Source organism: Sporomusa termitida, assembly GCF_007641255.1.
GTDB lineage: Bacteria > Bacillota > Negativicutes > Sporomusales > Sporomusaceae > Sporomusa > Sporomusa termitida.
The window spans coordinates 2,047,173-2,070,146 of sequence record NZ_CP036259.1; the positions used below are offsets into that span (position 1 = coordinate 2,047,173).

Sequence of the window (22,974 nt, forward strand, 5' to 3'; positions counted from 1 at the left end):
AGCAATTATGACTGATTTTTTGCCAATGACCCGGGAAGATATGGCGAAACGGGGCTGGCAACAACTGGATTTTCTCTTCATTAGTGGTGATGCCTATGTTGATCACCCTAGTTTTGGACCGGCGATTATCTCACGCCTGCTGGAAAAATACGGCTATAAGGTTGGCCTGATTGCCCAGCCGGACTGGCGTTCAACCACTGATTTTAAAAAATTAGGCAAACCGCGGCTCGGGGTATTGGTTTCCGCAGGCAATCTTGATTCCATGCTGAATAAATATACAGCGGCAAAGAAATATCGCAGCACTGACAACTATTCGCCCGGGGGCCAGGCAGGATGCAGGCCTGAACGGGCGACAATTGTTTATTGCAACCGGATACGAGAGCTGTGGAAAAATACCCCGCTTGTTATCGGGGGGATTGAGGCCAGTTTACGGCGTTTTGCCCATTACGACTACTGGTCAGACAGTGTGCGCCGTTCGATCTTGATCGACAGTCGGGCTGACCTGCTGATTTACGGCATGGGTGAAAAACAGATAAAAGAATTAGCAGCCCAGTTGTCGGCCGGGATTAGTGTGGATAATATCCGGGATATTCCGGGAACCTGCTATCGCACCGAATCCCTGGAACACCTCTGGCAGTACACTGAGACCCCTGGTTTTGAACAGGTGACCAACAATAAAAAGGATTTTGCCGAGGCTTTTAAAACCCAGTATTTGGAGCAAGACCCGATCAGGGGCAAGATTATCGTGCAAAATCATGGCGAACAGTATGTTGTGCAAAATCCGCCGTCGATGCCGCTTTCCACGCCGGAAATGGATGAGATTTATGATTTGCCTTATCAACGTACCTATCACCCCTCTTATATACCGGCTGGCGGCATTCCGGCCATCCAGGAAGTGAAGTTTAGTATTGTCAGTCATCGTGGCTGTTATGGCAGCTGCTCATTTTGTGCGTTGTATGCCCATCAGGGGCGGATCATACAAAGCCGCAGCCAGGAATCGATACTGCAGGAAGCTGAGCAAATTACGAAATTACCTGATTTCAAAGGGTATATTCATGATGTCGGCGGCCCTACCGCAAATTTTCGCCAGCCAGCCTGTGACCATCAGGCCGACCGGGGAACCTGCCGGGGTAAGCAATGTCTGTTTCCTGCCGCCTGTAAAAGCCTGAATACCAGTCACAATGAATATTTAGAGCTGCTCCGAGCCATCAGAAAGCTCCCGGGCATCAAAAAAGTGTTTGTCCGGTCCGGTTTACGCTATGACTATTTATTAGCTGCCAATGATATGGCATTCCTGAAGGAGCTATGCGAACACCATGTGAGTGGTCAGCTTAAGGTTGCTCCTGAACATATTTCACCCAAGGTCACTAAGTTGATGGGGAAAGCAGGCCGGGAAACATACCTGAAGTTTAAAAAAGCTTACGAGCAGGCGAATAAAGAGTTAGGGAAAGAGCAGTATCTGGTACCGTACTATATGTCCAGCCACCCTGGCGCCGGGCTTAAGGAAGCCGTGGAACTCGCGGAATTTTTGCGGGACACCGGTTATAACCCGGAACAAGTGCAGGACTTTATTCCTACTCCCGGCAGTCTGTCCACCTGCATGTATTATACAGGCCTGCACCCACTTACCGGGGAAAAGGTTTATGTGGCTAAAACGGCTCATGATAAAAGGCTGCAGCGGGCTTTGCTGCAATACCGCAATCCCAAAAATCACGCGCTGGTGTATGAAGCATTGACTGCAGCAGGACGGCAGGATTTAATCGGTTATGAACCTAAATGCCTCATCCGGCCTTTAAAACAAGGACACTATCCTGCCGGTGTGAAACCGGGGGGGAAACCGGATAAACACCGGTCTTTGCAGGTCACCAGGAACAAAAAAACTAAAAAGCAGACTAGCAGGTCCTAGTGCCTTGCCCCCCATTATCTTTTTTGTTTAATGACGGTGCTTCCTTGCGTTTTACAAAATCTAACATGGTCAAGCTTTACTTATAAGCCCAAATGCGCGCCGGCAGTCATCAGATAAAAGATACATACCAATCAATCCGTGCGGGACTATTATCATGACGCCCATCGTCATGTTATAGCCAAACATCACGATGAAGCCAATAATTACAAAAATAAAAGACAGGATCAGCTCAACTATGCGGGCCCAGCGCTTGAGTTTAAGTAACCCAATGGCGGGGACAGCGTATAAGAGCAGGGCTACGGATGCATTAAAAGCAGCCGGCAGGTTGCCTTGGGCTGCGCCATCATACACGCCGAACGCATAGCCGATGGCAACAACCAGTAAAAAACCAATGACAAGAAGCAGGCGAGCAGTTAGATCAGGATGAAGGAAAGACCACCATCTGGGTCTTTCTAGCATAATAACAACTCCTTTCATGATACTCTAATTTTACCATACTATCCTGTCTTTTAGAATAAGCCGAACTATGCGTCCCGGTCATTTTTGGCCTGAATTAACCCGAGACTTGCATAAACCTTAAAAAAAGGGTATAGTATATATGTTTGCCTTAATTATTGGGCCTATCTATCTACTATCAACAATGGAGGGGTAACTTATGAAGCGTTATCTGCCATTATTACTAATCTCGTTTTTTTTAATCATACTAGCGGTAGCAGGCACGACCTATTTGGCCGGCTATGCCGGTAAAGAAAATAAAGACACTCTGCCAACCATCACGGTGTATACTACGCTGCCGGTTGAGTCGGTCTCGGTATTGGCACAGGAGTACGAGAAGATTGCTAGAGTCAGAGTAAGTATTGCGCCCCTTACCGAGAAAGAACTGTTCACTAAATTAATCCAGGAATCCTCAAATCCGCAGGCCGATTTGATACTTGCCAACCGTAAAACGCTCAAACAGGCGAAAAGCAGCGTCCTGCTGATCCCTTATCAATCTGAATACACGGATATCATACCCGCCAGATTCCAAGACCCTGACGGCTATTGGACCGGTGTCTGGTATGATCCGGTTATTTTTGCCGCGAACCAGGATTATTTGCGCAAGACTGCTGAAAAACCGGCAAAATGGTCTGAATTACCGTTAGAGTCTAAGGTCAGGTTCGGTATGACTGATTTTCTGGCAGCGGATGCGGCGGCGAATCTGTTATATACCCTGGTGGCGGCCAATGGCGAAGAACAGACTTTGAGTTTTCTTAAAAAGCTGCATCCGCAAATTGTTCAGTATGCTAAGTTCCTGGTAACCCCGGCCAGAATGGCGAGTATGGGCGAGGTTGATATTGCCATTGTTGTTCATAGTGAAGCCATGCGGTATGTGCGGGACGGTTTTCCCATCGAAATCATCTATCCTGAGGATGGAACAGCCTATCTGCTGACCGGCGCCGGGTTAATCAGAGGCGCACCCCATGGTTCTGAAGCAAAGCAATTTATTGACTGGCTGACCCAGGCCGGGGCCCTTGCGGCTATGGCTCAGCATAAGTTTTATTTTGTGCCGACAAATCCGGAGTTTCGTATGTACAAGGAGTACATGACCAAAGAACTGCTGCTGCTTGACCACCATGACATGTATCTGCCTGAGCAACAGCGCAAGCTATTAAATAAATGGGTACAGGCCGTGCGCCTGGGAATCCAGTAGGAGGGCCGTATTATGCTTACAGCAGGATTTGTTAGTTTAGGCTGTGCCAAAAATCTTGTTGATACTGAGATCATGTTAGGGATTCTGGCTGATAATAATATACACATTACCGACGACCCTCATGTTGCCGATATTTTGATTGTTAATACCTGTGGTTTTATTGATTCTGCCAAAGAAGAATCAATTTCAACAATTATTCAAATGGCTGATTTTAAGAAGGCTGGGAAATGCAAGGGTGTGATTGTCGCCGGCTGCTTAGGACAGCGCTATCAGCAAGAATTACTGGATGAGCTGGCGGAGGTATCGGCAATTGTTGGTACTGGTGCCTGGCATCGCATTATGGAAGCGGTTGAGGCTGTCCTGGCCGATGAGCGTGTGCTGCTTATTGGCGAAACAGATACAATTTATGATGAAACAATGCGACGGATCATCACTACGCCGGTCTACAGCGCTTATGTGAAGATTGCCGAGGGCTGCAGCAACTGTTGTTCGTATTGTGTAATCCCCCTGGTGCGGGGCAGTTACCGGAGCCGGCCGGCAGAGTCAGTGGTCAGGGAGGTGCGAAAGCTTGCCGACCGGGGCGTCAAGGAGATAAATCTTATTGCCCAGGACACGACAAGTTACGGCCGTGACCGTAATGGCCAGCCGCAATTGGCAGCATTGCTTAAGCAATTAGTAAAAATTGAGGGTGTTGTCTGGATTCGCTTATTATATTGCTATCCTAAATATTTTAATGATGAACTTATTGAGCTTATTGCCCGCGAGCCTAAGATTTGCAAATACATCGACCTGCCGCTCCAGCATGCAGATGATGAGATTCTGACAGCTATGAACCGCCGCGATAGACGGGCAGAGATTGAAAGCCTGCTGAAAAAAATCCGTACGGCGATTCCCGGGGTTGTGATCCGTACTTCTTTTATCGTCGGGTTTCCCGGTGAGACTGACAGTCATTTTGAATCACTGAAACAATTTGTAGCTGAGCAAAGGTTTGAACGGCTGGGGGTTTTTACCTACTCCCAGGAAGAGGATACACCGGCCGCTGTTTTGGAACAACAGGTACCGGAGACGGTTAAAGAGGAACGCTATCATGAACTGATGGCGTTACAGTGCCAGATATCCGAAGACGTAAACCGTGGCCTGGAAGGACAGGTACTCTCTGTATTGCTTGAAGGGTATAACCCGGAGCAGCCGGAGGTGGCGTTTGGCCGGTCCTACAGAGAGGCCCCTGACGTCGATGGCCGCATTTACGTCGAAAATGCCGGCCATCTGACGCCGGGTGAGGTCGTGCAAGCGGAGATTGTACAGGGATTTACTTATGATTTGCTGGCTGAAAGAAAGTGATATTGCTGTATAATAATATAATGCAGGCTTAAAATAGTAGAGACTGCCAAGCTCTGCTATTTTTTGCATGATCAGAATTCCTGATCATAAGTAAGAACACCTATACCCTAAGGGCACCGGCGGCTTCTGCCGCTATATTATTATTTTTGTCGCAGATTATATTAATTAAAAGGAATTATTAACTAGGCCGCGAATGCATTATTGTCAGGGGGGAAAGCAATGATCGTAGAACTGGTGAGTACCGGCACAGAGTTACTTTTGGGTCAGATTACTAACACGAATGCCCCTTTTTTGGCAGCCCGCCTGAATGAACTGGGGTTTAGTGTACTATATCAGACAACTGTTGGCGATAACCGGGAGCGGATGAAGCGGGTGTTGCAAACCGCTTTAGAACGGGCTGACATTGTGATAACAAGCGGAGGGCTAGGCCCCACGCAGGGGGATATAACGAAAGAAGTAACCGCTGCGGTGTTGTCCAGACCGATGTGCTTCCATGCCGACTGTGCAGAGCGGATAAAACGCTATTTTGCTGACCGCCGGCTATGCATGGCCGATAATAATCTGCGGCAGGCGATGATGCCGGCAGGGGCAAAAATTGTGGAAAACAATTGTGGCACAGCCCCGGGAGTCATTGTGGAAGACAACACAGCCGGAAAAATAATTATTAATTTGCCAGGACCGCCGCATGAACTGGCCGCTATGTTTGAAGCCTCAATTATTCCGTATCTTAAGGAGCATTATGGCTTGCAGGGGGCTATTGTATCCAGGGTATTGCGTACATATGGTTTGGGTGAATCGGCCCTGGAAGAAAAAATTAAGGATTTTATCTTGTCTCAATCTAATCCAACCCTGGCCTTACTGGTGAGGAATGGTGTAATAAATATACGCATTACTGCCAGCGCTGTTAATGAAACCGCCGCTTTGCAGCTGATTACAGGGCTTGAGGACCAAATCCGGCCATTGATAAGCGAATATATTTTTGGCATTGATGATGACACCCTGGAGCAGGCTGTGGGCAGGTTATTGCTGGCCAAAGATTTAAAAATAGCGTTGGCAGAATCCTGTACCGGCGGTCTTGTCACCAGCCGGCTTACAGATGTTCCCGGCAGCTCACGTTATGTAACCGGATCTGTGGTTTGTTACAGCAACGAAATCAAGGTGGCCCAGGTTGGCGTGCCGGCTGCTGTCCTTGCGGCCGAAGGCGCTGTAAGTCAAAAAACGGCTGCAAGCATGGCCCAAGGCATTAAAGCAAGGTACTCGCCTGATATCGGTCTCGGCATAACCGGCATTGCCGGTCCCGGCGGCGCCACGGCCGGCAAACCTGTCGGCCTTGTCTATATTGCCATTGACGGCCCGGCAGGAACGGCAGGTTATCAACATTATTTTAATGGCAGTCGCACAGACGTTAAGCACCGGACGGCTCTTGCCGCCCTTAATCACTTGCGTCGATATCTGCTTACACTATAGGAGGTTTTTTTATAATGAAAGACGCAGTAACTTTATTTGGTGATATAGCTTTAAGCAAGAAAACAGCAGCGGCAATCACGGCCATGGGCTTTGAAGAACCGTCGCCAATTCAGAGCCAGACCATTCCGCTCGTATTAGCCGGGAATGATGTTCTCGGTCAGGCGCAGACCGGTACGGGTAAAACAGCAGCTTTCGGCATTCCCATTATGGAGCGGATTACGGAAGCCAAGCAGATTCAGGCGCTGGTGCTTACTCCGACCCGGGAACTGGCGATTCAGGTGTCGGAAGAACTGGCTAAAATAGGGAAATTTAAACGGATAAAGACTTTGCCCATCTATGGGGGGCAGGCAATCGAACGTCAAATCAGATCCCTTAAATTAGGTGTGCAGGTAATCGTAGGCACCCCCGGCCGTCTGCTTGATCATATCCGCCGGCATACAATTAAGCTTGATAATGTTAGAATCCTGGTCATTGATGAAGCGGATGAAATGCTTGATATGGGTTTTATTGATGATATTCAAAGCATTCTTCAACATGTTCCTTCAGAACGGCAAACCCTGCTATTTTCCGCCACAATGCCTTCGGAAATCATGGCTTTGGCTAATAAATACATGAAAGACCGGGTAACGGTAACGATCAGTAAGGAACAGTTAACAGTACCCCTGATTGATCAGATCTATTATGAAACCCGTGATAAACTTGACGGTTTATGCCGGGTACTTGACTCAGAGACAGTTGGCCTGGTCATTATCTTCTGTCGTACCAAAAAAGGGGTTGATGATCTGGTTGCGTCATTATCCACGCGGGGCTACATCTCCGATGGCTTGCACGGGGACCTAAGTCAGGCCCAGCGTGACCGGGTTATGAAAAAATTCCGGGATGGCAAGCTGGATATTCTGATTGCCACTGATGTTGCGGCCCGTGGGCTGGATATTGAGCATATTACCCATGTTATCAACTATGATATCCCCCAGGACCCGGAGTCCTATGTTCATCGCATCGGCCGGACAGGCCGCGCCGGTAAAAAGGGGGTAGCGATGACTTTTATCCAGCCGCGCGAATACAGGCAGTTAAAACTGATTGAAAAAGAAATACGGACCCGTATCCTGCGGCGGCAATTACCATCCCCGGCTGATATCCTGGAACGGCAGAGTGAGATTATAAAAAATCAGCTGACCCAGACGATTACACGCGGCGGTCTGGATGCCTACAGCAGCATCGTTGCCGATCTGGCCACCGACTATGATCCGATTGACCTGGCGGCAGCGGCGCTGAAACTCTTCCAGGAGGGGTATAAGGAACAGGCCGTGATTGAGAAACAGGAGCTGCAATTTGGCAATACCGGCGCCGAACCGGGCATGGTGCGGCTATTTATTAATGCCGGCCGGGCCCAGAGAATTCAGCCTCAGGATATCGTCCGTACAATTGCTGAAGAGGCTGATATTCAGGGCAGTATCATCGGGTTGATCAATATTTATGAAAAGTTTACTTTTGTCGAGGTCCCGGAAGGTGTTGCCGAACGGGTTCTGTCAGTTATGAATAAGAATACGATCAAAGGCCATCGGGTTAATATTGAGCCGGCGAAAGGGCGTTAGCAGAAAAAATGATAACCTGAACCGGGAATGTTATCATTGACAAAACGAACAAATGTTTGTAAAATGGTGATATAGTTGCGGGGGAGGTCTCATTTAATGGATAAGACAAAAGATTTTGAGAAGAACCGGGAAATGGATAAATTCAAAGCCCTTGAGAATGCGATGCGCCAGATAGAAAAAGATTTTGGCAAAGGTGCGATTATGAAGCTGGGCGAAGTTGCTGCCAAAATGAATCTGGAGGTTATTCCCACCGGATCGTTACCCCTTGACGTTGCGCTGGGGGTAGGCGGAGTACCGCGCGGCCGGGTTGTAGAGATTTTCGGCCCGGAATCATCAGGTAAAACGACCGTATCCTTACATATTATCGCCGAGGCGCAAAAACTGGATGGGATTGCCGCTTTTATTGATGCCGAACATGCCCTTGATCCGGTTTATGCGAAAAAGCTGGGTGTTGATATTGACAATCTGCTCATTTCCCAGCCTGATAACGGTGAACAGGCGCTGGAGATTGCCGAGGCGCTGGTGCGCAGTGCGGCGGTTGACATTATTGTTATTGACTCGGTAGCGGCTTTAGTGCCTAAAAATGAAATCGATGGTGATATGGGCGACTCCCATGTTGGCCTGCATGCCCGGTTAATGTCTCAGGCCTTGCGTAAACTTACCGGTATTATCAGTAAATCACGCACTACCGTTATTTTTATCAATCAAATCAGGGAAAAGGTCGGGGTCATGTTTGGCAATCCGGAAACAACTACCGGTGGGCGGGCGTTAAAGTTTTATGCCTCCATCCGTTTGGATGTCCGGAAATCGGAGAGTTTAAAACAAGGTAATGATATTGTCGGCAACCGTACTAAAGTAAAAGTTGTTAAAAATAAAGTGGCGCCTCCCTTTAAACAGGCAGAATTTGACATTATGTATGGCGAGGGCATTTCGCGGGAAGGCAGCCTGGTTGATATTGGGGTTAAGCTGGAAATTATCAATAAAAGCGGCGCCTGGTTTTCCTATAAAGATCAGCGGCTGGGTCAGGGCCGGGAAAACGTAAAAGAGTTTTTAAAGGACAATTGTCAGATTGCTGATGAGATTGACCGTAAAATTCGGGAAATGCTGTTGGCCGGCGGCGATGCCCAGATTGATCATGCCCTAAATGATGAACTGTTACCCAACACTGAGGATGAAGAGAAAGACGATGTTTTTGAGGCTTAATCGATATGAATATAGTTGAAGCTGCCGTTAGAATATTAAGGGTTAGGGCCCATAGCCGGTATGAACTTGAACAAAAGCTTCTGAACCAGGGTTATGATGAGCTGGCGGTAAACCAGGCTGTCCAATATGTTACTGAGCGCGGCTATCTTAATGATGCCGCGCTTTGTGATGTGCTGTTAGACCAATATGCACAAATGAATAAATATAGTCTGCGGGAAACCTGCTTGAAGTTAAGACGCAGAGGTTTGCCGGCAGATTTAATTACAGCAAAGCTGGCAGAACGGGACGGGGAGTTTGAATATCAGGCTGCTTTCAGGCTGGCTGCCAGGTATTTTTGTGCAGAAAACGGGGCGGATATGAACAAGTTAATACGCCGTCTGGCAGCCAAAGGATTTAAGACCGGGACGGTTCGTAAAGTTTTAGAGCGCCTTAGGGATATGGCGCCTTGACACTCATTTGAAAAACATTTAAAATGAAATTATCCAATCGTGAAACACAGCAAATCTGTTAGGTACTTTTAGGAGAGCTTGAATGCTGATAAGGCAATTGAAAAGCTACTTTTAAGAGCCGAGTTAAGACTCGGCTTTACCCTTAATACCAGATTGTTAGTAAGGAGGTGGAACTTATAGTAGAGGTTATTATTACTGCAATTATAGTCGGGCTGCTGGGTGCCGGTGCTGGTTACTGGGTACGAAAGAGTATAGCTGAGGCTAAAATTGCTTCTGCTGAGACTGAAGCAAGAAAGATTGTCGAAGATGCTGAAAAATCTGGTGAATCCAAGAAAAAAGAAGCGTTAATAGAAGCCAAAGAAGAAATTCATAAATTAAGAAATGAACTTGAACGTGAAATTAAGGACCGACGTACAGAACTTCAGCGCTTAGAACGACGCCTGGTGCAAAAAGAAGAAAACCTCGACCGAAAAATTGATTCCCTCGAAAAGAAGGAAGAAATTCTCAGTCGTAAAGAAACTGAGATTGATAAAAGCCAGGAAAAAGTTAACGAACTTTATAGTAAGCAACAAACCGAACTCGAAAGGCTGTCCGGCTTAACCTCGGAAGAGGCCCGCAGTTTACTGCTGGCCAATGTTGAAGAAGAAATTAAGCATGAGACGGCCATGTTAATCAAAGACCTGGAACAACAGGCCAAAGAAGATGCGGATAAGAAAGCCAGAGAGATTATATCGTTAGCTATTCAGCGCTGTGCCGCCGATCATGTTGCCGAGACGACCGTATCTGTGGTTGCTTTGCCTAATGATGAAATGAAAGGCCGGATAATCGGGCGCGAAGGCCGCAATATTCGTACCCTGGAAACGCTTACCGGGATTGATTTGATTATTGATGATACACCTGAGGCTGTTATTTTATCCGGGTTTGACCCTGTCCGTCGGGAAGTTGCCAGGATTGCCCTGGAAAAACTGATTGTGGACGGTCGGATTCACCCTGCCCGTATCGAAGAGATGGTTGAGAAAGCACAAAAAGAAGTTGAACAGAAAATTAAGGAAGCAGGCGAACAGGCCACATTCGAAACCGGTGTTCACGGCCTGCATCCAGAACTGATAAAACTTCTCGGAAGGTTAAAATTCCGTACCAGTTATGGTCAGAATGTACTTAAACACTCAATCGAAGTAGCACATTTGGCAGGCGTTATGGCAGCTGAACTTGGTGTAGATGTCATGTTGGCAAAACGTGCTGGTTTACTGCACGATATTGGCAAGGCTGTAGACCATGAAGTTGAAGGCCCTCATGTAACAATTGGCGCTGATCTGGCCAAAAAGTATCGTGAGTCGGCCGAAGTTATCAATGCTATCGCTGCTCACCATGGAGATGAAGAGCCTAAGACTATCCAGGCTGTGCTTGTCGCAGCTGCTGATGCAGTCTCGGCCGCTCGGCCAGGGGCTCGCAGAGAGACTCTAGAAAGCTATCTTAAGCGATTAACACGATTGGAAGAAATTGCTGAATCATTTGATGGCGTAGAGAAATCTTTTGCGATTCAAGCGGGTCGCGAAATTCGTATTATGGTTAAGCCTGATAAGATTGACGATTTAACAGCTGTCCGTTTAGTGCGGGATATTGTCAAGAAGATTGAAGGCGAGCTTGAATACCCGGGTCAGATTAAAGTGACAGTGATTCGGGAAACACGGGCTGTTGATTATGCTAAATAGAGATTAAACGACTATGTAAAACGGCTTTACCATCAGGTAAAAGCCGTTTTTTAGCTTTTTTCCCAAAAATTTAAAGCAGGATTTATATATCTTCTAGAGAATAGTTACAACAGAACTTTACAAGCAATTATTCCTATATACAAACATTGGACGGTGAAAACAAATGCCTGAACTTTGCCAAAGTAACCAACAGGTTTCCGATGGAGCGAACCTTCTTATATCCATGCTGGTACGATATCCTGAAATAGGTACAATTAATTTTGATCCTGAGGTTAACTCACTTAAACTTACCTTTATGATTGCCGGCATTCCCACCACTAAAGAGTTTGAAACCGCCAAACACCTTCTCATTAATAGTATTGCGGCCTACCATTTGCTGGAGGGCGTTACCGACAGCCGTATTGATGTTGAATTAAGCTCATATGAACAGGTGGCTATTTTAACGGTGCTGCGGGACGTACATACTATGTCGCGCGGGGAAATCGGACTGACTGTTAAACTTCTGCGGGAATGGTTTGCCGACCGGTTGGTTGCCGACCGCAATGATGTAATGCTGGAGGAAGATCTGCTGCTGCAGGAAGAAGTAATTGAAGATATGCTGGAAAACATGCGTAAACAAGACAATGATGACCACAGCCTGATCGGGATTCGTGAGGACGGACGTGTTTTTGTGTTTAATAAATAACAGCTATCGACAAAATGGCTGCCGAAGATTAAGAGATAAAAACGATTAAAATGTGTATTTGTTGTAATTATTAGATTTTTTTGTATATGGATAAAGGAATTTTTTCCCGTACAACGAATATATCTATTTTATAGGACTAATAACGTTTTTTTTTAATCAAAGGAGGGCACATAAAAACATGGATGTCTTGAAAGTATCAGCAAAATCCAATCCTAATTCTGTAGCAGGAGCCTTGGCCGGAGTGCTGAGAGAACGGGGCGGTGCCGAAATTCAGGCGATCGGCGCGGGCGCACTCAACCAGGCTGTAAAAGCAGTTGCTATCGCCAGAGGGTTTGTTGCGCCGCATGGTGTTGACTTAATTTGCATCCCCGCTTTCACGGATATTCTTATTGATGGTGAAGAACGTACGGCCATTAAATTAATAGTTGAGCCCCGCTAAATTTTACAGAATACTCAAAACCTGTTCTAATCGAACAGGTTTTACTGTTTTAGTACAGAATTTTATGGCATAATATAATAATGCTTGGTGCTATCAACTACGAGGAGTGGAAAAATGAAGATTGAAGTAATTAATGGGGCTCTCATCGAAACCTTATGTGACACCTTAATCATTACCCTGTTTGAAGGCGATAAGGGTCTGCCTGCCGGCAGTACGGCCAGCCTTGCTGACAGGGCTCTGAATGGTCATATAAATAGAATTATTCAGGGTCTGCCTGCCGCCGGTAAGTATGGCGAAACCACTGTTATCTACACATTAGGTATGATCAGCGCTGAGCGCATTATTCTTCTTGGCGCCGGGAAGAAGGCCGATTTCACCTTGGAAAAAGCCCGGGCCCTGATGGCGATTGCCCTGCGGAAGGCCAACAAGCTGCGGGCCAAACGGGTAGCTGCCAGTATAAGTGATATTGTCGGCAGCGGCGTGGCAGACTCCCGGGCTATGGCGCAAGGGGTGGTCGAAGGTGCAATTATGGGTTTATATCAGTTTAAGTGCTATAAGTCCGGTAATAACGATGTGCACAATATTGAACAGCTGTTGATTGTGGAAGCAGGTGCCGGCAATATAACTGCTATCAACAAGGGGGCTGAGCTTGGCAAAATAGTGGCGGCAAGCGTAAATTATGCCCGTGACCTGATCAATCATCCGGCCCAGTACATGACTCCGGCCAAGATGGCCAGACAGGCTGAAAAACTTGCCAGACAATATGGCTTAGAGATTAGCCTGTTGGAGCAAGAAGACATGCAGCAGCAGGGGATGGGGGCCTTGCTGGCGGTTGCCCGGGGCAGTTCCGAACCGCCCAAGCTTATTGTTTTAAAATATATGGGCGACCCGGCCAGCCAGGAAATCATTGCTTATGTAGGTAAAGGCATTACTTTTGATAGTGGCGGTATATCAATAAAACCCAGCCAAAATATGGACGAAATGAAGCGGGACATGGCTGGCGGCGGCGCTGTAATCGGGGCGATGATGGCTATTGGTCAGTTAAAGCCCAAGGTGAATATCGTGGCCGTAGTCCCCTGCACTGAGAATATGCCTTCAGGCAGTGCCTACAGGCCTGGCGATATTATTACCTCCATGAGCGGGAAAACAATTGAAGTACTAAATACTGATGCGGAAGGCCGTTTAATCCTGGCAGATGCTGTTAGCTATGCCAAAAAAATTGGTGCCACTAAAATTATTGATCTGGCAACATTAACCGGCGCCTGCGTAGTTGGGCTGGGCACGGTCTATTCCGGCGTCATTACCAATGACAGTGAATGGTGCCGGCGTATTATGGCGGCAGCCCGGCAAGCCGGCGAGAAAATGTGGGAGCTGCCTAATGATGAAGAATATCTTGAACAAATAAAAAGCTCCATTGCCGATCTGAAAAATAGTGGCGGCCGGGCAGCAGGCACTATTACTGCCGGCTTATTCATCGGCCAGTTTGCTGATCCGACACCCTGGGTTCACATTGATATTGCCGGCACCTCGGATGCAGACAAAACCAAAGGTTATAACCTCAAAGGGGGGACGGGAGCCGGCGTCCGGACCTTGATTCAGTTAGCTACTCATCTCGGCGGCTTATGACTGCTGATTTGCATATTCACTCTACCGCATCTGACGGCCGGTTATCGCCCGGGGAGATTGTACGGCAGGCTGCGGCGGCCGGTTTAAGTCATATCGCCATTACCGATCACGATACAGTTGCGGCTCATCTGGAACTTAGGGAAGCCGCCAGCACTGAAAACAGTGCAGCCAAACTGACCATTATTCCGGGAATTGAGTTTAGTACCGATTGTCCACGGCATGAAATACATATTTTAGGCTATTTTATTGATATTGATAATAGCAGGCTAAAAGACCAGTTGGGCATTATCTTAGCTGACCGTTTGCAGCGGGCAAAAAAAATGGTCAAAAAGCTTAATCAATTAGGCTATTTAATCGATTATGATAAGGTAGCAGAGTTTGCCGGCCAGGCGATGGCTATCGGCAGGCCCCATGTGGCTGCGGCCCTGGTAGCCGGCAATTACTTTAACACGGCAACAGAGGCCTTTGCTGTGCTGTTAGCGAATAACGGGCCGGCGTATGTCCCCCATTATAAGCTGCCCCCTGAGCAGGTCATAAAGCTTATAGAACAGGCAGGCGGAATCGCCGTATTGGCCCACCCGGGCTTAATTGGTAATGATAACTTAGTTCTTAACATAATTAAGGCCGGTGTGGGCGGACTGGAAGCTTTTCATCCTGAGCATGATCAGGCAATGACTGATAAATATATAGATATTGCCAATAAATATAATCTAAAAATAACAGGTGGCTCTGACTTTCATGGTATACCCGGCCGGTATCCCGCGAAGATTGGTGAATTTACCATTTCAACTGTTCTGGCCGATACCCTTTCTAGGTAATGTTAGTTTTACTTGACAACACCTGCAAAGGTGTTTATTTTTATGTTATATGCTATTTATACTTTTATCAGGAGGCTGCCTATGGATACCTTCGCTTTGGTGGGGTCAAGCGGAACAGGCAAAAGCCATCGGGCCTTAATTGTGGCACATGAGCACAATGTCGATACAATTATTGACGACGGCTTACTTATTAAAGACAGCAAGATTATTGCCGGTCATTCAGCGAAAAAGGAACCCAGCAAGATTAGAGCTGTAAAACGTGCTATCTTTATGGAACCTGATCATGCGGCTGAGGTTAAAGCGGCGATTGCCAGGGTAAGGCCTGAACGTATGTTAATTTTGGGTACATCGGAAAATATGGTAGAAAAAATAGTTGATGTTCTCAATCTGCCGCCGATCAGCAAAATAATCCGCATTGAGGACATTGCCACCAAAAATGAAATTGCCAAAGCGCGGGAGAGTCGCTTAAAAGAAGGCAAACATATTATTCCGGTACCCACGATTGAGCTTAAACCCCATTTTTCCGGTTATTTGATTGACCCGCTTGATATATTTTTTAAAAAGCCACGCTCCAGACAACGGCGTAAGCTTGGTGAAAAATCTATTGTCAGGCCAACTTTCAGTTATTACGGCAAGCTGCTGATTTCCGATGCTGCCATTGCGTCACTTGTGGATTATGTGGCGACAAGTGATGACAGCATTACTAAGGCCGGCCAGATTACGATAAAGAACTCTCATGACCGGGAAAAAGGCATCTCCATATCACTGGACGTAACAATAAAATATGGTCAATCTATCTGGCATGTTGTCCATGAGGCCCAAAAGCGGATTAAGCAAATCGTGGAGTATATGACAGGGATGATAGTCAGGGAAGTTAATATCGCAGTTAAACGTCTGAGTATTGAATAATTTAGAAGATAAGGGCGGGAAAAGCGTGGAAAAAACTCAAAGTAAGCAGATTCTTTTTTCCGGTTATGCCAAATTGCCTACCGGGATTACTGCCAGTGAAATCTATAAAGTAATTGGTGTAGTACTTCTTGTTAATGAAGATACCGGCGAGATTATCCAGGCTGATTGTACGCTGGCAACAGCGGTGGCGCGGAATCATGTCTCGTCAATTCTCGTGGGCAAACCAATTGCCAATCCCGATTATCTGGTCCGGATTGTGGATACAACCTATCAGGGAAGTGCTAAAAAAGCTATTATTACGGCCCTGCGCATCATTTATGACAAATACCGCAGTTATAAGGAGGGTTTGGCCCCCAGTGCGATTGATTGATGGGGGGGAAGGTATGTCTGAGAGGGTAAAGCTTTCCGGTGTGGGATTTTTCGTGGGTATTCTCAGTGGTTTGCTGGGCGTTGGCGGCGGAATTTTTATTGTGCCGCTTCTGGTAACCTACTTTAGTATTAGTCAGCATATAGCGCAGGCGACGTCGATGGCGATTGTTGTGCCTACCGGGTTGGTCAGCAGTCTGATTTATGGTGTTCATGGCAATATAGATATGCCTCTGGCCTTAAATCTGATAGTGGGCAGTATCTGCGGCGCCAGTATCGGTGCCCGGGTAATGAAAAAGATACCAGCCGTTCGCTTAAAGCAGCTGTTTGGTATTTTGCTGATGCTGGTCGGACTGAGGATGGTGCTGGCATGATGCACGTACTTGCAGTTTTTTTAATAGGGCTTGGGGCCGGTATTCTCAGTGGCATGCTGGGGGTTGGCGGCGGTGTAGTGCTGGTACCGATGATGGTCTTTATATTGGGAATAACCCAGCATACGGCGCAGGGAATTTCGATGCTTGTTATTATTCCCACGGCCATTGTCAGTGTCTGGCATTTTCACAAAGCTCAGCTTATTAATTATCAGGCCGTGCCGTACATCGCCGCCGGGGCCGTGGCCGGAGCCTTAATCGGTGCTAATTTTGTTCAGGATGTACCGGCAGCTGAGCTTAAACGAATTTTTGGGGTGTTTGCTATTTATTCAGGTCTGAAAATGTTTTTAAGCACACGTAAAAAATAAGGGCCGGGCACGGGAATTTATGCCGAGCAAAGTAATGAGGCTGACGTACATAATAGCTGCTCTGTGCACAGAGCAGCTATTATGTTTGAGTTAACGGGCCGGCCGCTGGATAATATGTTTGCGTGACCGGCGTTGCAGGCAGAATTTGTACAAGTCCAGCATTTAGGCTATAATTAATTTTACAATACCGCAATTGGAGCTGAGACAGATGGAAGCGAACGATTACCAGCAAAAACAGGAGCCTAAACTCTTTTATACCGAAACGTACGGCTGCCAGATGAATATAAATGATTCTGAGCGTCTTGCCGGTCAATTAAAAACAATCGGCTATGAGGAAACGGAGAATGTTGACAAGGCAGACTTAATTTTACTAAATACCTGTTGTGTCCGCGAAAGTGCCGAGAAGAAAATCCATGGCCGCATTGGTGAGATGAAACGGCGCAAGCTTGTGAACCCCAATCTCATTATCGGCGTTGTCGGCTGCCTGGCACAAAAGGATAAAGAAAAAATACTGACTAAATTTCCTCATGTAAATTTGGTAATGGGTACACATAACACCCATCGCCTTCTTGAGGTTATTGCTCAGGCTGAACAAAGCCGTGAGCCTGTACTGGCGGTATGGGATCAGGCGGAGCGTTTGGCACCTGATGTCCCTACCGTGCGGAAGGGACAAATATCCGCCTGGGTGCCGATTATGTATGGCTGCAATAATTTCTGTACCTATTGCATTGTCCCTTATGTCCGGGGCCGTGAACGGAGCCGTCCCCTGGCGGATATCGTGGCGGAAATCCGCCAACTGGGGGCAGAGGGCTTTAAAGAGGTAACCCTGCTGGGGCAAAATGTCAACTCCTATGGCAAAGACAGCGGATCCTCGACTGATTTTGCCGAGCTGCTGCAGGCTGTAGATCAGATTGAGCCAATTGCCCGTATTCGCTATATGACATCCCATCCGCGTGATATGAACGATAAAGTGATTGAGACGATCAAAAACAGCAAAAAAATCTGCGAACATTTCCACCTGCCTGTCCAGTCCGGCAATAATGACATCCTGGGACGGATGAACCGCGGCTATACCACCGAATATTACCACCGGCTGGTTGAGCATATTCGCCAGCTGATTCCCGGCGCCAGCGTAACCACTGATTTAATAGTAGGATTTCCCGGTGAAAGTGAAGAACATATTATAGAGACCCTGAATTTTATCAAAACGATCAGGTATGATGCAGCCTATACTTTCCTCTATTCACAGCGTTCCGGGACCCCGGCCGCCGACTATCCCGACCAGGTGCCAGTAGCTGAGAAAAAAGCAAGACTGAATCAATTGATGGAAATTCAGAATGAAATTAGTCTTCAAATCAATAAACAGCTTGTTGGTACCAGCGTAGAAGTACTGGTTGAAGGTCCCAGTAAAAACGATGAAACTAAACTAATGGGCCGGACCCGTACCAATAAGATCGTATTGTGGGCGAAAGCCGGGGCGGAGAAGCCCGGCGACTTGGTTAATGTCCAAATTGCCACTGCTCAAACCTGGGTTTTAAAAGGCTGTTTGGTTTAACTTCCAGCGGGAGAGGAGAATTTACAGCATGACTATAAGCTACACCCCGATGTTAGAACAATACCGGGAAGTAAAAAGCAGGCACAGCAATGAAATATTGTTTTTCCGGCTAGGTGATTTCTATGAAATGTTTTTTGAAGATGCCGAGGTAGCGGCCCGCGAACTGGAGATTACCCTGACCTCGCGGGAAGGCGGACAGAATACCCGGGTACCTATGTGCGGCGTACCCTATCATGCTGCTGACAACTATATCGCTAAATTAATCAACAAAGGCTTTAAAGTGGCTATTTGTGAACAGGTTGAGGACCCAAAACAGGCCAAGGGTATTGTCAGGCGGGAAGTTGTCAAAATTGTTACCCCCGGTACGGTTCTGGCCGAGAATTCGCTGCCTGACAAGGCTAATAATTATCTGGCGCTGCTCTATGAGGAAGCCGATGAATTATGTTTGACATCAGCCGATATATCAACAGGAGAGTTCGTATGGGCTGTTTTTGCCGGCAGTTCCCGGGCTAATCTTGTTTGCGATCAGTTGTATCGCCTGCTGCCGGCAGAATTAGTCCTGGCAGGCAAGCTTGAGGGCCTTGCCGTCATTAGCAGTTTCCTGGCCCAAAGAGTGCCTGCTTGTGCGATGACCACCCTGACTAACGCTGATCTTACGGTGGTATCAGCACTGCCCGGCCACCATTTCGGCGACGAGGCACTCCCTGCCAGCCCGGCAGCACAAACCGCTATCAGTTATTTGCTGTATTATTTGCACTATACCCTAAAGAGCGACCTTTCTCATATTAACAAACTGGCAGCGATCAATGCTCAGGATTATTTGTTATTAGATGCATCTACCCTGCGTAATTTAGAAATTACCCGCAATATGCGTGACGGCGGGCGCAAAGGTACTTTGCTGGCGGTACTGGATTTTACCAAAACCGCAATGGGCAGCCGACTGCTTAAGAAATGGCTGGAGTTTCCCCTGTTAAATCCTGTTGCTATCGCTAAACGCCAGGATGCAATCAGCGATTTGCTTGATAAGCGGGCAGTTCTTGATGAGTTAAAAGAGCTGCTTAGTGATATCTATGATTTTGAACGCATTTTAACCAGAATTGAGGTCGGCAGTGCCAATGCGCGGGATTTAACGGCGCTGAGAACCTCGCTGGCCGTGCTGCCGGCGATAAAGCTAACATTGCAGCAGTGTCAGTCCGACCTGGTAACCGGTATTGGCGGTGAGGTTAGAAGCCATGTGGATGTGGCCAGCATGATTGCCACGGCGATTGTCGATAATCCGCCGTTTGGTGTCCGGGACGGGGGCATTATCAGAACCGGTTACGACCTGGAGCTGGATGAGCTTAGGGCTATTGCCCGAGACAGTAAACAATGGATTCAGGATTTGGAATTGCGGGAACGGGAAACAACAGGAATCAAATCGCTTAAAATAGGCTATAACAAGGTTTTTGGCTATTATATTGAAGTAACCCATGCCAATACCGGCGCTGTACCGGCTTATTATATCCGCAAGCAGACCCTTGTTAATGCTGAACGCTACATAATGCCGGAACTAAAAGACTTTGAGACTAAAGTGCTTGGCGCCCAGGAGAAAATTGTAAATATTGAATACCAGCTGTTTGCCGGTATCAGGGACTATATAAAGGAACGCATCAGTGAAATTCAACAGACAGCAAGACAAATTGCCCAATTAGATGTAATTATGTCCTTGAGCGAGGTTGCTGCCCGCTATGGTTATACCCGGCCTGATCTGAATCATAAGAAGGAACTTATAATTAAAGATGGCCGCCACCCGGTGGTGGAGCGGCTGTTAACCGGCGAGATGTTTGTACCTAATGATACCGGCTTAAACCACCATGACAGTGAAATCATGATTATTACCGGACCTAATATGGCTGGCAAGTCAACCTATATGCGACAGGTAGCGCTGTTGACCATTATGGCTCAGACCGGCAGCTTTATTCCGGCGCGGGCAGCCTCAATCGGACCGGTTGACCGGATCTTTACCCGGGTTGGTGCCAGTGATGACCTGGCAACAGGTCAAAGCACCTTCATGGTTGAAATGACGGAGGCTGCCCAAATCATAAAATTTGCCACTGCCAACAGCCTGATTATTTTAGATGAAATCGGCCGGGGGACCAGTACTTTTGATGGCATGAGTATTGCCAGGGCTGTTGTCGAATATATAAAAGACAAGGTTAAGGCGAAAACTTTATTTGCCACTCATTATCATGAGCTTACCGAGCTGGCTGAATACAGCAAAGTAATTAAAAATTATTCGGTAGCGGTTAAAGAACGGGGCAATGATATTGTATTTTTGCGGCGGATCGTACCGGGCGGGGCAGATAAAAGCTATGGTATTCATGTTGCCCAGCTGGCCGGACTGCCTAAACGTATTATTGAGCGGGCGCAACAGGTTTTACTGGAACTGGAGCAATGCAAAGGCCAGGGCGGGACTGACCGGACTCCTCTGCCCGCGCCACTGCCGGCCGGCCGGCAGCAGCCGGCAGCCACGATATCCCTGTTCAACTCAAGTATTGCTGATGAAATACTGGCAATTGATGTGATGACTCTTACCCCGCTGGAGGCCCTCAATACCCTGTATAAATTACAAAATAAAGCCAGAGAGGAAAACGGCAGCTTATGAGCGAGCAGGTAATCCGTGTATTAGATGAAAATACGGCTAATAAGATTGCTGCCGGTGAAGTTGTTGAACGGCCGGCCGCAGTGATTAAAGAGCTTGTAGAAAACTCAATTGATGCCGGCGGCAGGAATATTGAGATTGAAATCGTCGATGGCGGAACGAATTTTATCCGTGTTACCGATGATGGCAAAGGGATGAGCTATGAAGATGCCCAACTGGCTGTAAAACGTCATGCCACCAGTAAAATTCGCACGGCCGAGGATTTAACAGCAATATATTCCCTGGGGTTTCGCGGCGAGGCTTTACCCAGTATTGCCGCCGTGTCAAAATTTACCCTGACTACCCGTTTGCTTGATGAACCCCTGGCAAGTTATGTTGAGATTCATGGCGGCATTCCTGTAGATGTCCGCGAGGCGGGGGCGGGCTGTGGTACAACTGTGATTATCACCGATTTGTTTTTTAATACCCCGGCCCGCCGCAAATTTCTGAAATCACCGGCGGCTGAAAGTGGTCATATCAGCGACATTGTCACCAAGCTGTCCCTGTCACATCCGCAGATTGCTTTCAAATTAATCAGCAATCAGCGCCTGATTCTGTCTACAGGCGGCAATGGGCGGCTGGCAGACACCATTGCCGATATTTACGGGCACAAGGTTGTGCCGGAGCTAATACCGGTAGAATATAGCCATGACGGCATTGCTGTGTCCGGCTATGTAGCCAAACCGGCCATGCTGAAAAGCACCCGTCAGTGGCAGACATTTATGGTTAACAAGCGGGTAGTAAACAGCCGCATGCTGGGGAAGGCACTGGATAATGCGTATTTTTCTTTATTGCCGAAAAATGGCTATCCGCTGGCCGTACTTGATATTCATATCCCCGTAGACGCCATTGATGTCAATGTGCATCCGCAAAAAAAAGAAGTTAAGTTCAGTGATGATCAGAAGATATACAGGGCAGTATATAAAGCAGTCTCATCAAGTCTGACCCTGCCTGCCTCCCATAGTCAGGCGGCTGCAGCTGCTCAGTTTAGTCCGCCCCCGGCTTTTACTTTTAACCCGCAAACAGGGGCCGGCGGTGTTGCTGAGCCATATCGCGGCTACAGTCAGACCAGCGGGCAGGAACCTGCCGCTATAGCCGGAACCTCCCGCCAATGGACACCTGCTTTATGGCAGGAGAGTGCCTCTTTTGCCGATGTCAGACAGGCGATCAGACAAGAGGAACAGCTAATCGTAAGTGATGAGGCTGCTGACGGGCAGCAGCCAGCCTGCCCGCTGTACCCTTTGGGACAGATTGAGTCCTGCTATATTGTGGCCCAGGGACCGGACGGCCTGTATATTGTTGATCAGCATGCCGCGCACGAGCGCATACTCTATGACCGTATGAGCCGGGCCAAAGGCCGGGTGCCTGTGCAGCAGCTGTTAGTAACCCCCTTTCTGGAATTTACCGCCGGCGATTGTGATAGCATGACCGAAAACCGGGAAATCTTTTATCAGCTGGGGTTTACGCTGGAACAGGCCGGCGCGGATACAATGCGGCTAAGTGAGATGCCTGTAGATATTCCCCTGGCTGACGCCGAGCCGGTAATCCGGCAAATTTTAAAGCTGATAGCCGAACTGCATCAGCCCACTGCCCAGGAGCTGCGCCATGCTTATTTGCAGATGGCAGCCTGCCGCAGCGCCATCAAGGCAGGGGATACGCTTAATATGCGGCAGATCCAGGCCTTAATCAGCGAGCTGTACACAACTGATTTGCCCTACACCTGTCCGCATGGCCGGCCGACGATTGTAAGATTTGGGCCGGAGGAGCTGGCGAAAATGTTTAAACGGACATAAG

20 protein-coding genes are annotated in these 22,974 nt (G+C 47.7%); 19 read left to right on the forward strand and 1 reads right to left on the reverse strand.

Going from position 1 to position 22,974, the window contains the following annotated elements:
- The first annotated feature begins 7 nt into the window (after positions 1 to 7).
- On the forward strand, positions 8 to 1,906 hold the full coding sequence (locus SPTER_RS09400) for a YgiQ family radical SAM protein (protein ID WP_246105546.1): 1,899 nt from the start codon (positions 8 to 10) through the stop codon (positions 1,904 to 1,906).
- Positions 1,907 to 1,975: 69 nt separating this feature from the next.
- Here the strand turns inward: SPTER_RS09400 and SPTER_RS09405 are convergent, their stop codons facing one another.
- Positions 1,976 to 2,365, reverse strand: a complete 390-nt coding sequence (locus SPTER_RS09405) for a hypothetical protein (RefSeq protein WP_144350171.1) — start codon at positions 2,363 to 2,365, stop codon at positions 1,976 to 1,978.
- A gap of 196 nt (positions 2,366 to 2,561) precedes the next feature.
- Between SPTER_RS09405 and SPTER_RS09410 the strand changes: the two genes are divergently transcribed.
- From SPTER_RS09410 to mutL, 18 genes are all read left to right on the forward strand, one after another.
- Entirely contained in the window at positions 2,562 to 3,596 is a 1,035-nt protein-coding gene (locus SPTER_RS09410; RefSeq protein ID WP_144350172.1) for an ABC transporter substrate-binding protein, read from the forward strand.
- 12 nt (positions 3,597 to 3,608) lie between these two features.
- Positions 3,609 to 4,937 (forward strand): 30S ribosomal protein S12 methylthiotransferase RimO, encoded by a 1,329-nt coding sequence (gene rimO, locus SPTER_RS09415; RefSeq protein ID WP_144350173.1) that lies wholly within the window; start codon positions 3,609 to 3,611, stop codon positions 4,935 to 4,937.
- Positions 4,938 to 5,156: 219 nt separating this feature from the next.
- Positions 5,157 to 6,404, forward strand: coding sequence for a competence/damage-inducible protein A (locus SPTER_RS09420; RefSeq protein ID WP_144350174.1), 1,248 nt, complete (start codon positions 5,157 to 5,159; stop codon positions 6,402 to 6,404).
- Positions 6,405 to 6,418: 14 nt separating this feature from the next.
- Entirely contained in the window at positions 6,419 to 7,999 is a 1,581-nt protein-coding gene (locus SPTER_RS09425) for a DEAD/DEAH box helicase (protein ID WP_144350175.1), read from the forward strand.
- 132 nt (positions 8,000 to 8,131) lie between these two features.
- The gene (recA, locus tag SPTER_RS09430; RefSeq protein ID WP_144352834.1) at positions 8,132 to 9,202 is read left to right on the forward strand and encodes a recombinase RecA; all 1,071 of its coding nucleotides are present in this window, start codon (positions 8,132 to 8,134) and stop codon (positions 9,200 to 9,202) included.
- A gap of 5 nt (positions 9,203 to 9,207) precedes the next feature.
- Complete coding sequence (locus SPTER_RS09435; RefSeq protein WP_144350176.1) at positions 9,208 to 9,651, forward strand: regulatory protein RecX; 444 nt, start codon at positions 9,208 to 9,210, stop codon at positions 9,649 to 9,651.
- A gap of 167 nt (positions 9,652 to 9,818) precedes the next feature.
- Positions 9,819 to 11,363, forward strand: a complete 1,545-nt coding sequence (rny, locus tag SPTER_RS09440) for a ribonuclease Y (RefSeq protein WP_144350177.1) — start codon at positions 9,819 to 9,821, stop codon at positions 11,361 to 11,363.
- Positions 11,364 to 11,526: 163 nt separating this feature from the next.
- A complete protein-coding gene (locus tag SPTER_RS09445; protein ID WP_144350178.1) occupies positions 11,527 to 12,048 on the forward strand; it encodes a hypothetical protein in 522 nt (173 codons plus the stop codon).
- Between the two features lie 178 nt (positions 12,049 to 12,226).
- Entirely contained in the window at positions 12,227 to 12,487 is a 261-nt protein-coding gene (locus tag SPTER_RS09450) for a stage V sporulation protein S (protein ID WP_075755210.1), read from the forward strand.
- 114 nt (positions 12,488 to 12,601) lie between these two features.
- Positions 12,602 to 14,113: a leucyl aminopeptidase gene (locus tag SPTER_RS09455; RefSeq protein WP_144350179.1), complete on the forward strand. Its 1,512-nt coding sequence runs from the start codon at positions 12,602 to 12,604 to the stop codon at positions 14,111 to 14,113.
- A complete protein-coding gene (locus tag SPTER_RS09460) occupies positions 14,110 to 14,931 on the forward strand; it encodes a PHP domain-containing protein (protein ID WP_144350180.1) in 822 nt (273 codons plus the stop codon). The genes SPTER_RS09455 and SPTER_RS09460 overlap by 4 nt, the downstream gene beginning before the upstream one ends.
- Positions 14,932 to 15,012: 81 nt before the next feature.
- A complete protein-coding gene (locus tag SPTER_RS09465; RefSeq protein WP_144350181.1) occupies positions 15,013 to 15,840 on the forward strand; it encodes an Asp23/Gls24 family envelope stress response protein in 828 nt (275 codons plus the stop codon).
- A gap of 25 nt (positions 15,841 to 15,865) precedes the next feature.
- Positions 15,866 to 16,210 (forward strand): DUF3870 domain-containing protein, encoded by a 345-nt coding sequence (locus SPTER_RS09470; protein WP_144350182.1) that lies wholly within the window; start codon positions 15,866 to 15,868, stop codon positions 16,208 to 16,210.
- Positions 16,158 to 16,580, forward strand: coding sequence for a TSUP family transporter (locus SPTER_RS09475; protein WP_144350183.1), 423 nt, complete (start codon positions 16,158 to 16,160; stop codon positions 16,578 to 16,580). Before SPTER_RS09470 ends, SPTER_RS09475 begins: the two co-directional genes overlap by 53 nt.
- Entirely contained in the window at positions 16,577 to 16,945 is a 369-nt protein-coding gene (locus SPTER_RS09480; protein WP_246105548.1) for a sulfite exporter TauE/SafE family protein, read from the forward strand. The genes SPTER_RS09475 and SPTER_RS09480 overlap by 4 nt, the downstream gene beginning before the upstream one ends.
- Positions 16,946 to 17,153: 208 nt before the next feature.
- A complete protein-coding gene (miaB, locus tag SPTER_RS09485; RefSeq protein ID WP_144350185.1) occupies positions 17,154 to 18,500 on the forward strand; it encodes a tRNA (N6-isopentenyl adenosine(37)-C2)-methylthiotransferase MiaB in 1,347 nt (448 codons plus the stop codon).
- Between the two features lie 28 nt (positions 18,501 to 18,528).
- On the forward strand, positions 18,529 to 21,144 hold the full coding sequence (gene mutS / locus SPTER_RS09490) for a DNA mismatch repair protein MutS (RefSeq protein WP_144350186.1): 2,616 nt from the start codon (positions 18,529 to 18,531) through the stop codon (positions 21,142 to 21,144).
- Complete coding sequence (gene mutL / locus SPTER_RS09495) at positions 21,141 to 22,973, forward strand: DNA mismatch repair endonuclease MutL (protein ID WP_144350187.1); 1,833 nt, start codon at positions 21,141 to 21,143, stop codon at positions 22,971 to 22,973. Before mutS ends, mutL begins: the two co-directional genes overlap by 4 nt.
- The last annotated feature ends 1 nt before the right edge of the window (position 22,974 follow it).

Excerpts from the sequence above, each read along its gene's own strand:
- mutS (WP_144350186.1), top strand. The coding sequence starts at position 18,529 with ATGACTATAAGCTACACCCCGATGTTAGAACAATACCGGGAAGTAAAA.
- SPTER_RS09405 (WP_144350171.1), bottom strand. The coding sequence starts at position 2,365 with ATGCTAGAAAGACCCAGATGGTGGTCTTTCCTTCATCCTGATCTAACT.
- SPTER_RS09455 (WP_144350179.1), top strand. The coding sequence starts at position 12,602 with ATGAAGATTGAAGTAATTAATGGGGCTCTCATCGAAACCTTATGTGAC.
- SPTER_RS09425 (WP_144350175.1), top strand. The coding sequence starts at position 6,419 with ATGAAAGACGCAGTAACTTTATTTGGTGATATAGCTTTAAGCAAGAAA.
- SPTER_RS09410 (WP_144350172.1), top strand. The coding sequence starts at position 2,562 with ATGAAGCGTTATCTGCCATTATTACTAATCTCGTTTTTTTTAATCATA.
- SPTER_RS09475 (WP_144350183.1), top strand. The coding sequence starts at position 16,158 with ATGACAAATACCGCAGTTATAAGGAGGGTTTGGCCCCCAGTGCGATTG.
- SPTER_RS09460 (WP_144350180.1), top strand. The coding sequence starts at position 14,110 with ATGACTGCTGATTTGCATATTCACTCTACCGCATCTGACGGCCGGTTA.
- SPTER_RS09445 (WP_144350178.1), top strand. The coding sequence starts at position 11,527 with ATGCCTGAACTTTGCCAAAGTAACCAACAGGTTTCCGATGGAGCGAAC.
- rimO (WP_144350173.1), top strand. The coding sequence starts at position 3,609 with ATGCTTACAGCAGGATTTGTTAGTTTAGGCTGTGCCAAAAATCTTGTT.
- SPTER_RS09450 (WP_075755210.1), top strand. The coding sequence starts at position 12,227 with ATGGATGTCTTGAAAGTATCAGCAAAATCCAATCCTAATTCTGTAGCA.
- miaB (WP_144350185.1), top strand. The coding sequence starts at position 17,154 with ATGGAAGCGAACGATTACCAGCAAAAACAGGAGCCTAAACTCTTTTAT.
- SPTER_RS09435 (WP_144350176.1), top strand. The coding sequence starts at position 9,208 with ATGAATATAGTTGAAGCTGCCGTTAGAATATTAAGGGTTAGGGCCCAT.
- recA (WP_144352834.1), top strand. The coding sequence starts at position 8,132 with ATGGATAAATTCAAAGCCCTTGAGAATGCGATGCGCCAGATAGAAAAA.
- SPTER_RS09400 (WP_246105546.1), top strand. The coding sequence starts at position 8 with ATGACTGATTTTTTGCCAATGACCCGGGAAGATATGGCGAAACGGGGC.
- SPTER_RS09420 (WP_144350174.1), top strand. The coding sequence starts at position 5,157 with ATGATCGTAGAACTGGTGAGTACCGGCACAGAGTTACTTTTGGGTCAG.
- SPTER_RS09480 (WP_246105548.1), top strand. The coding sequence starts at position 16,577 with ATGATGCACGTACTTGCAGTTTTTTTAATAGGGCTTGGGGCCGGTATT.
- SPTER_RS09465 (WP_144350181.1), top strand. The coding sequence starts at position 15,013 with ATGGATACCTTCGCTTTGGTGGGGTCAAGCGGAACAGGCAAAAGCCAT.
- mutL (WP_144350187.1), top strand. The coding sequence starts at position 21,141 with ATGAGCGAGCAGGTAATCCGTGTATTAGATGAAAATACGGCTAATAAG.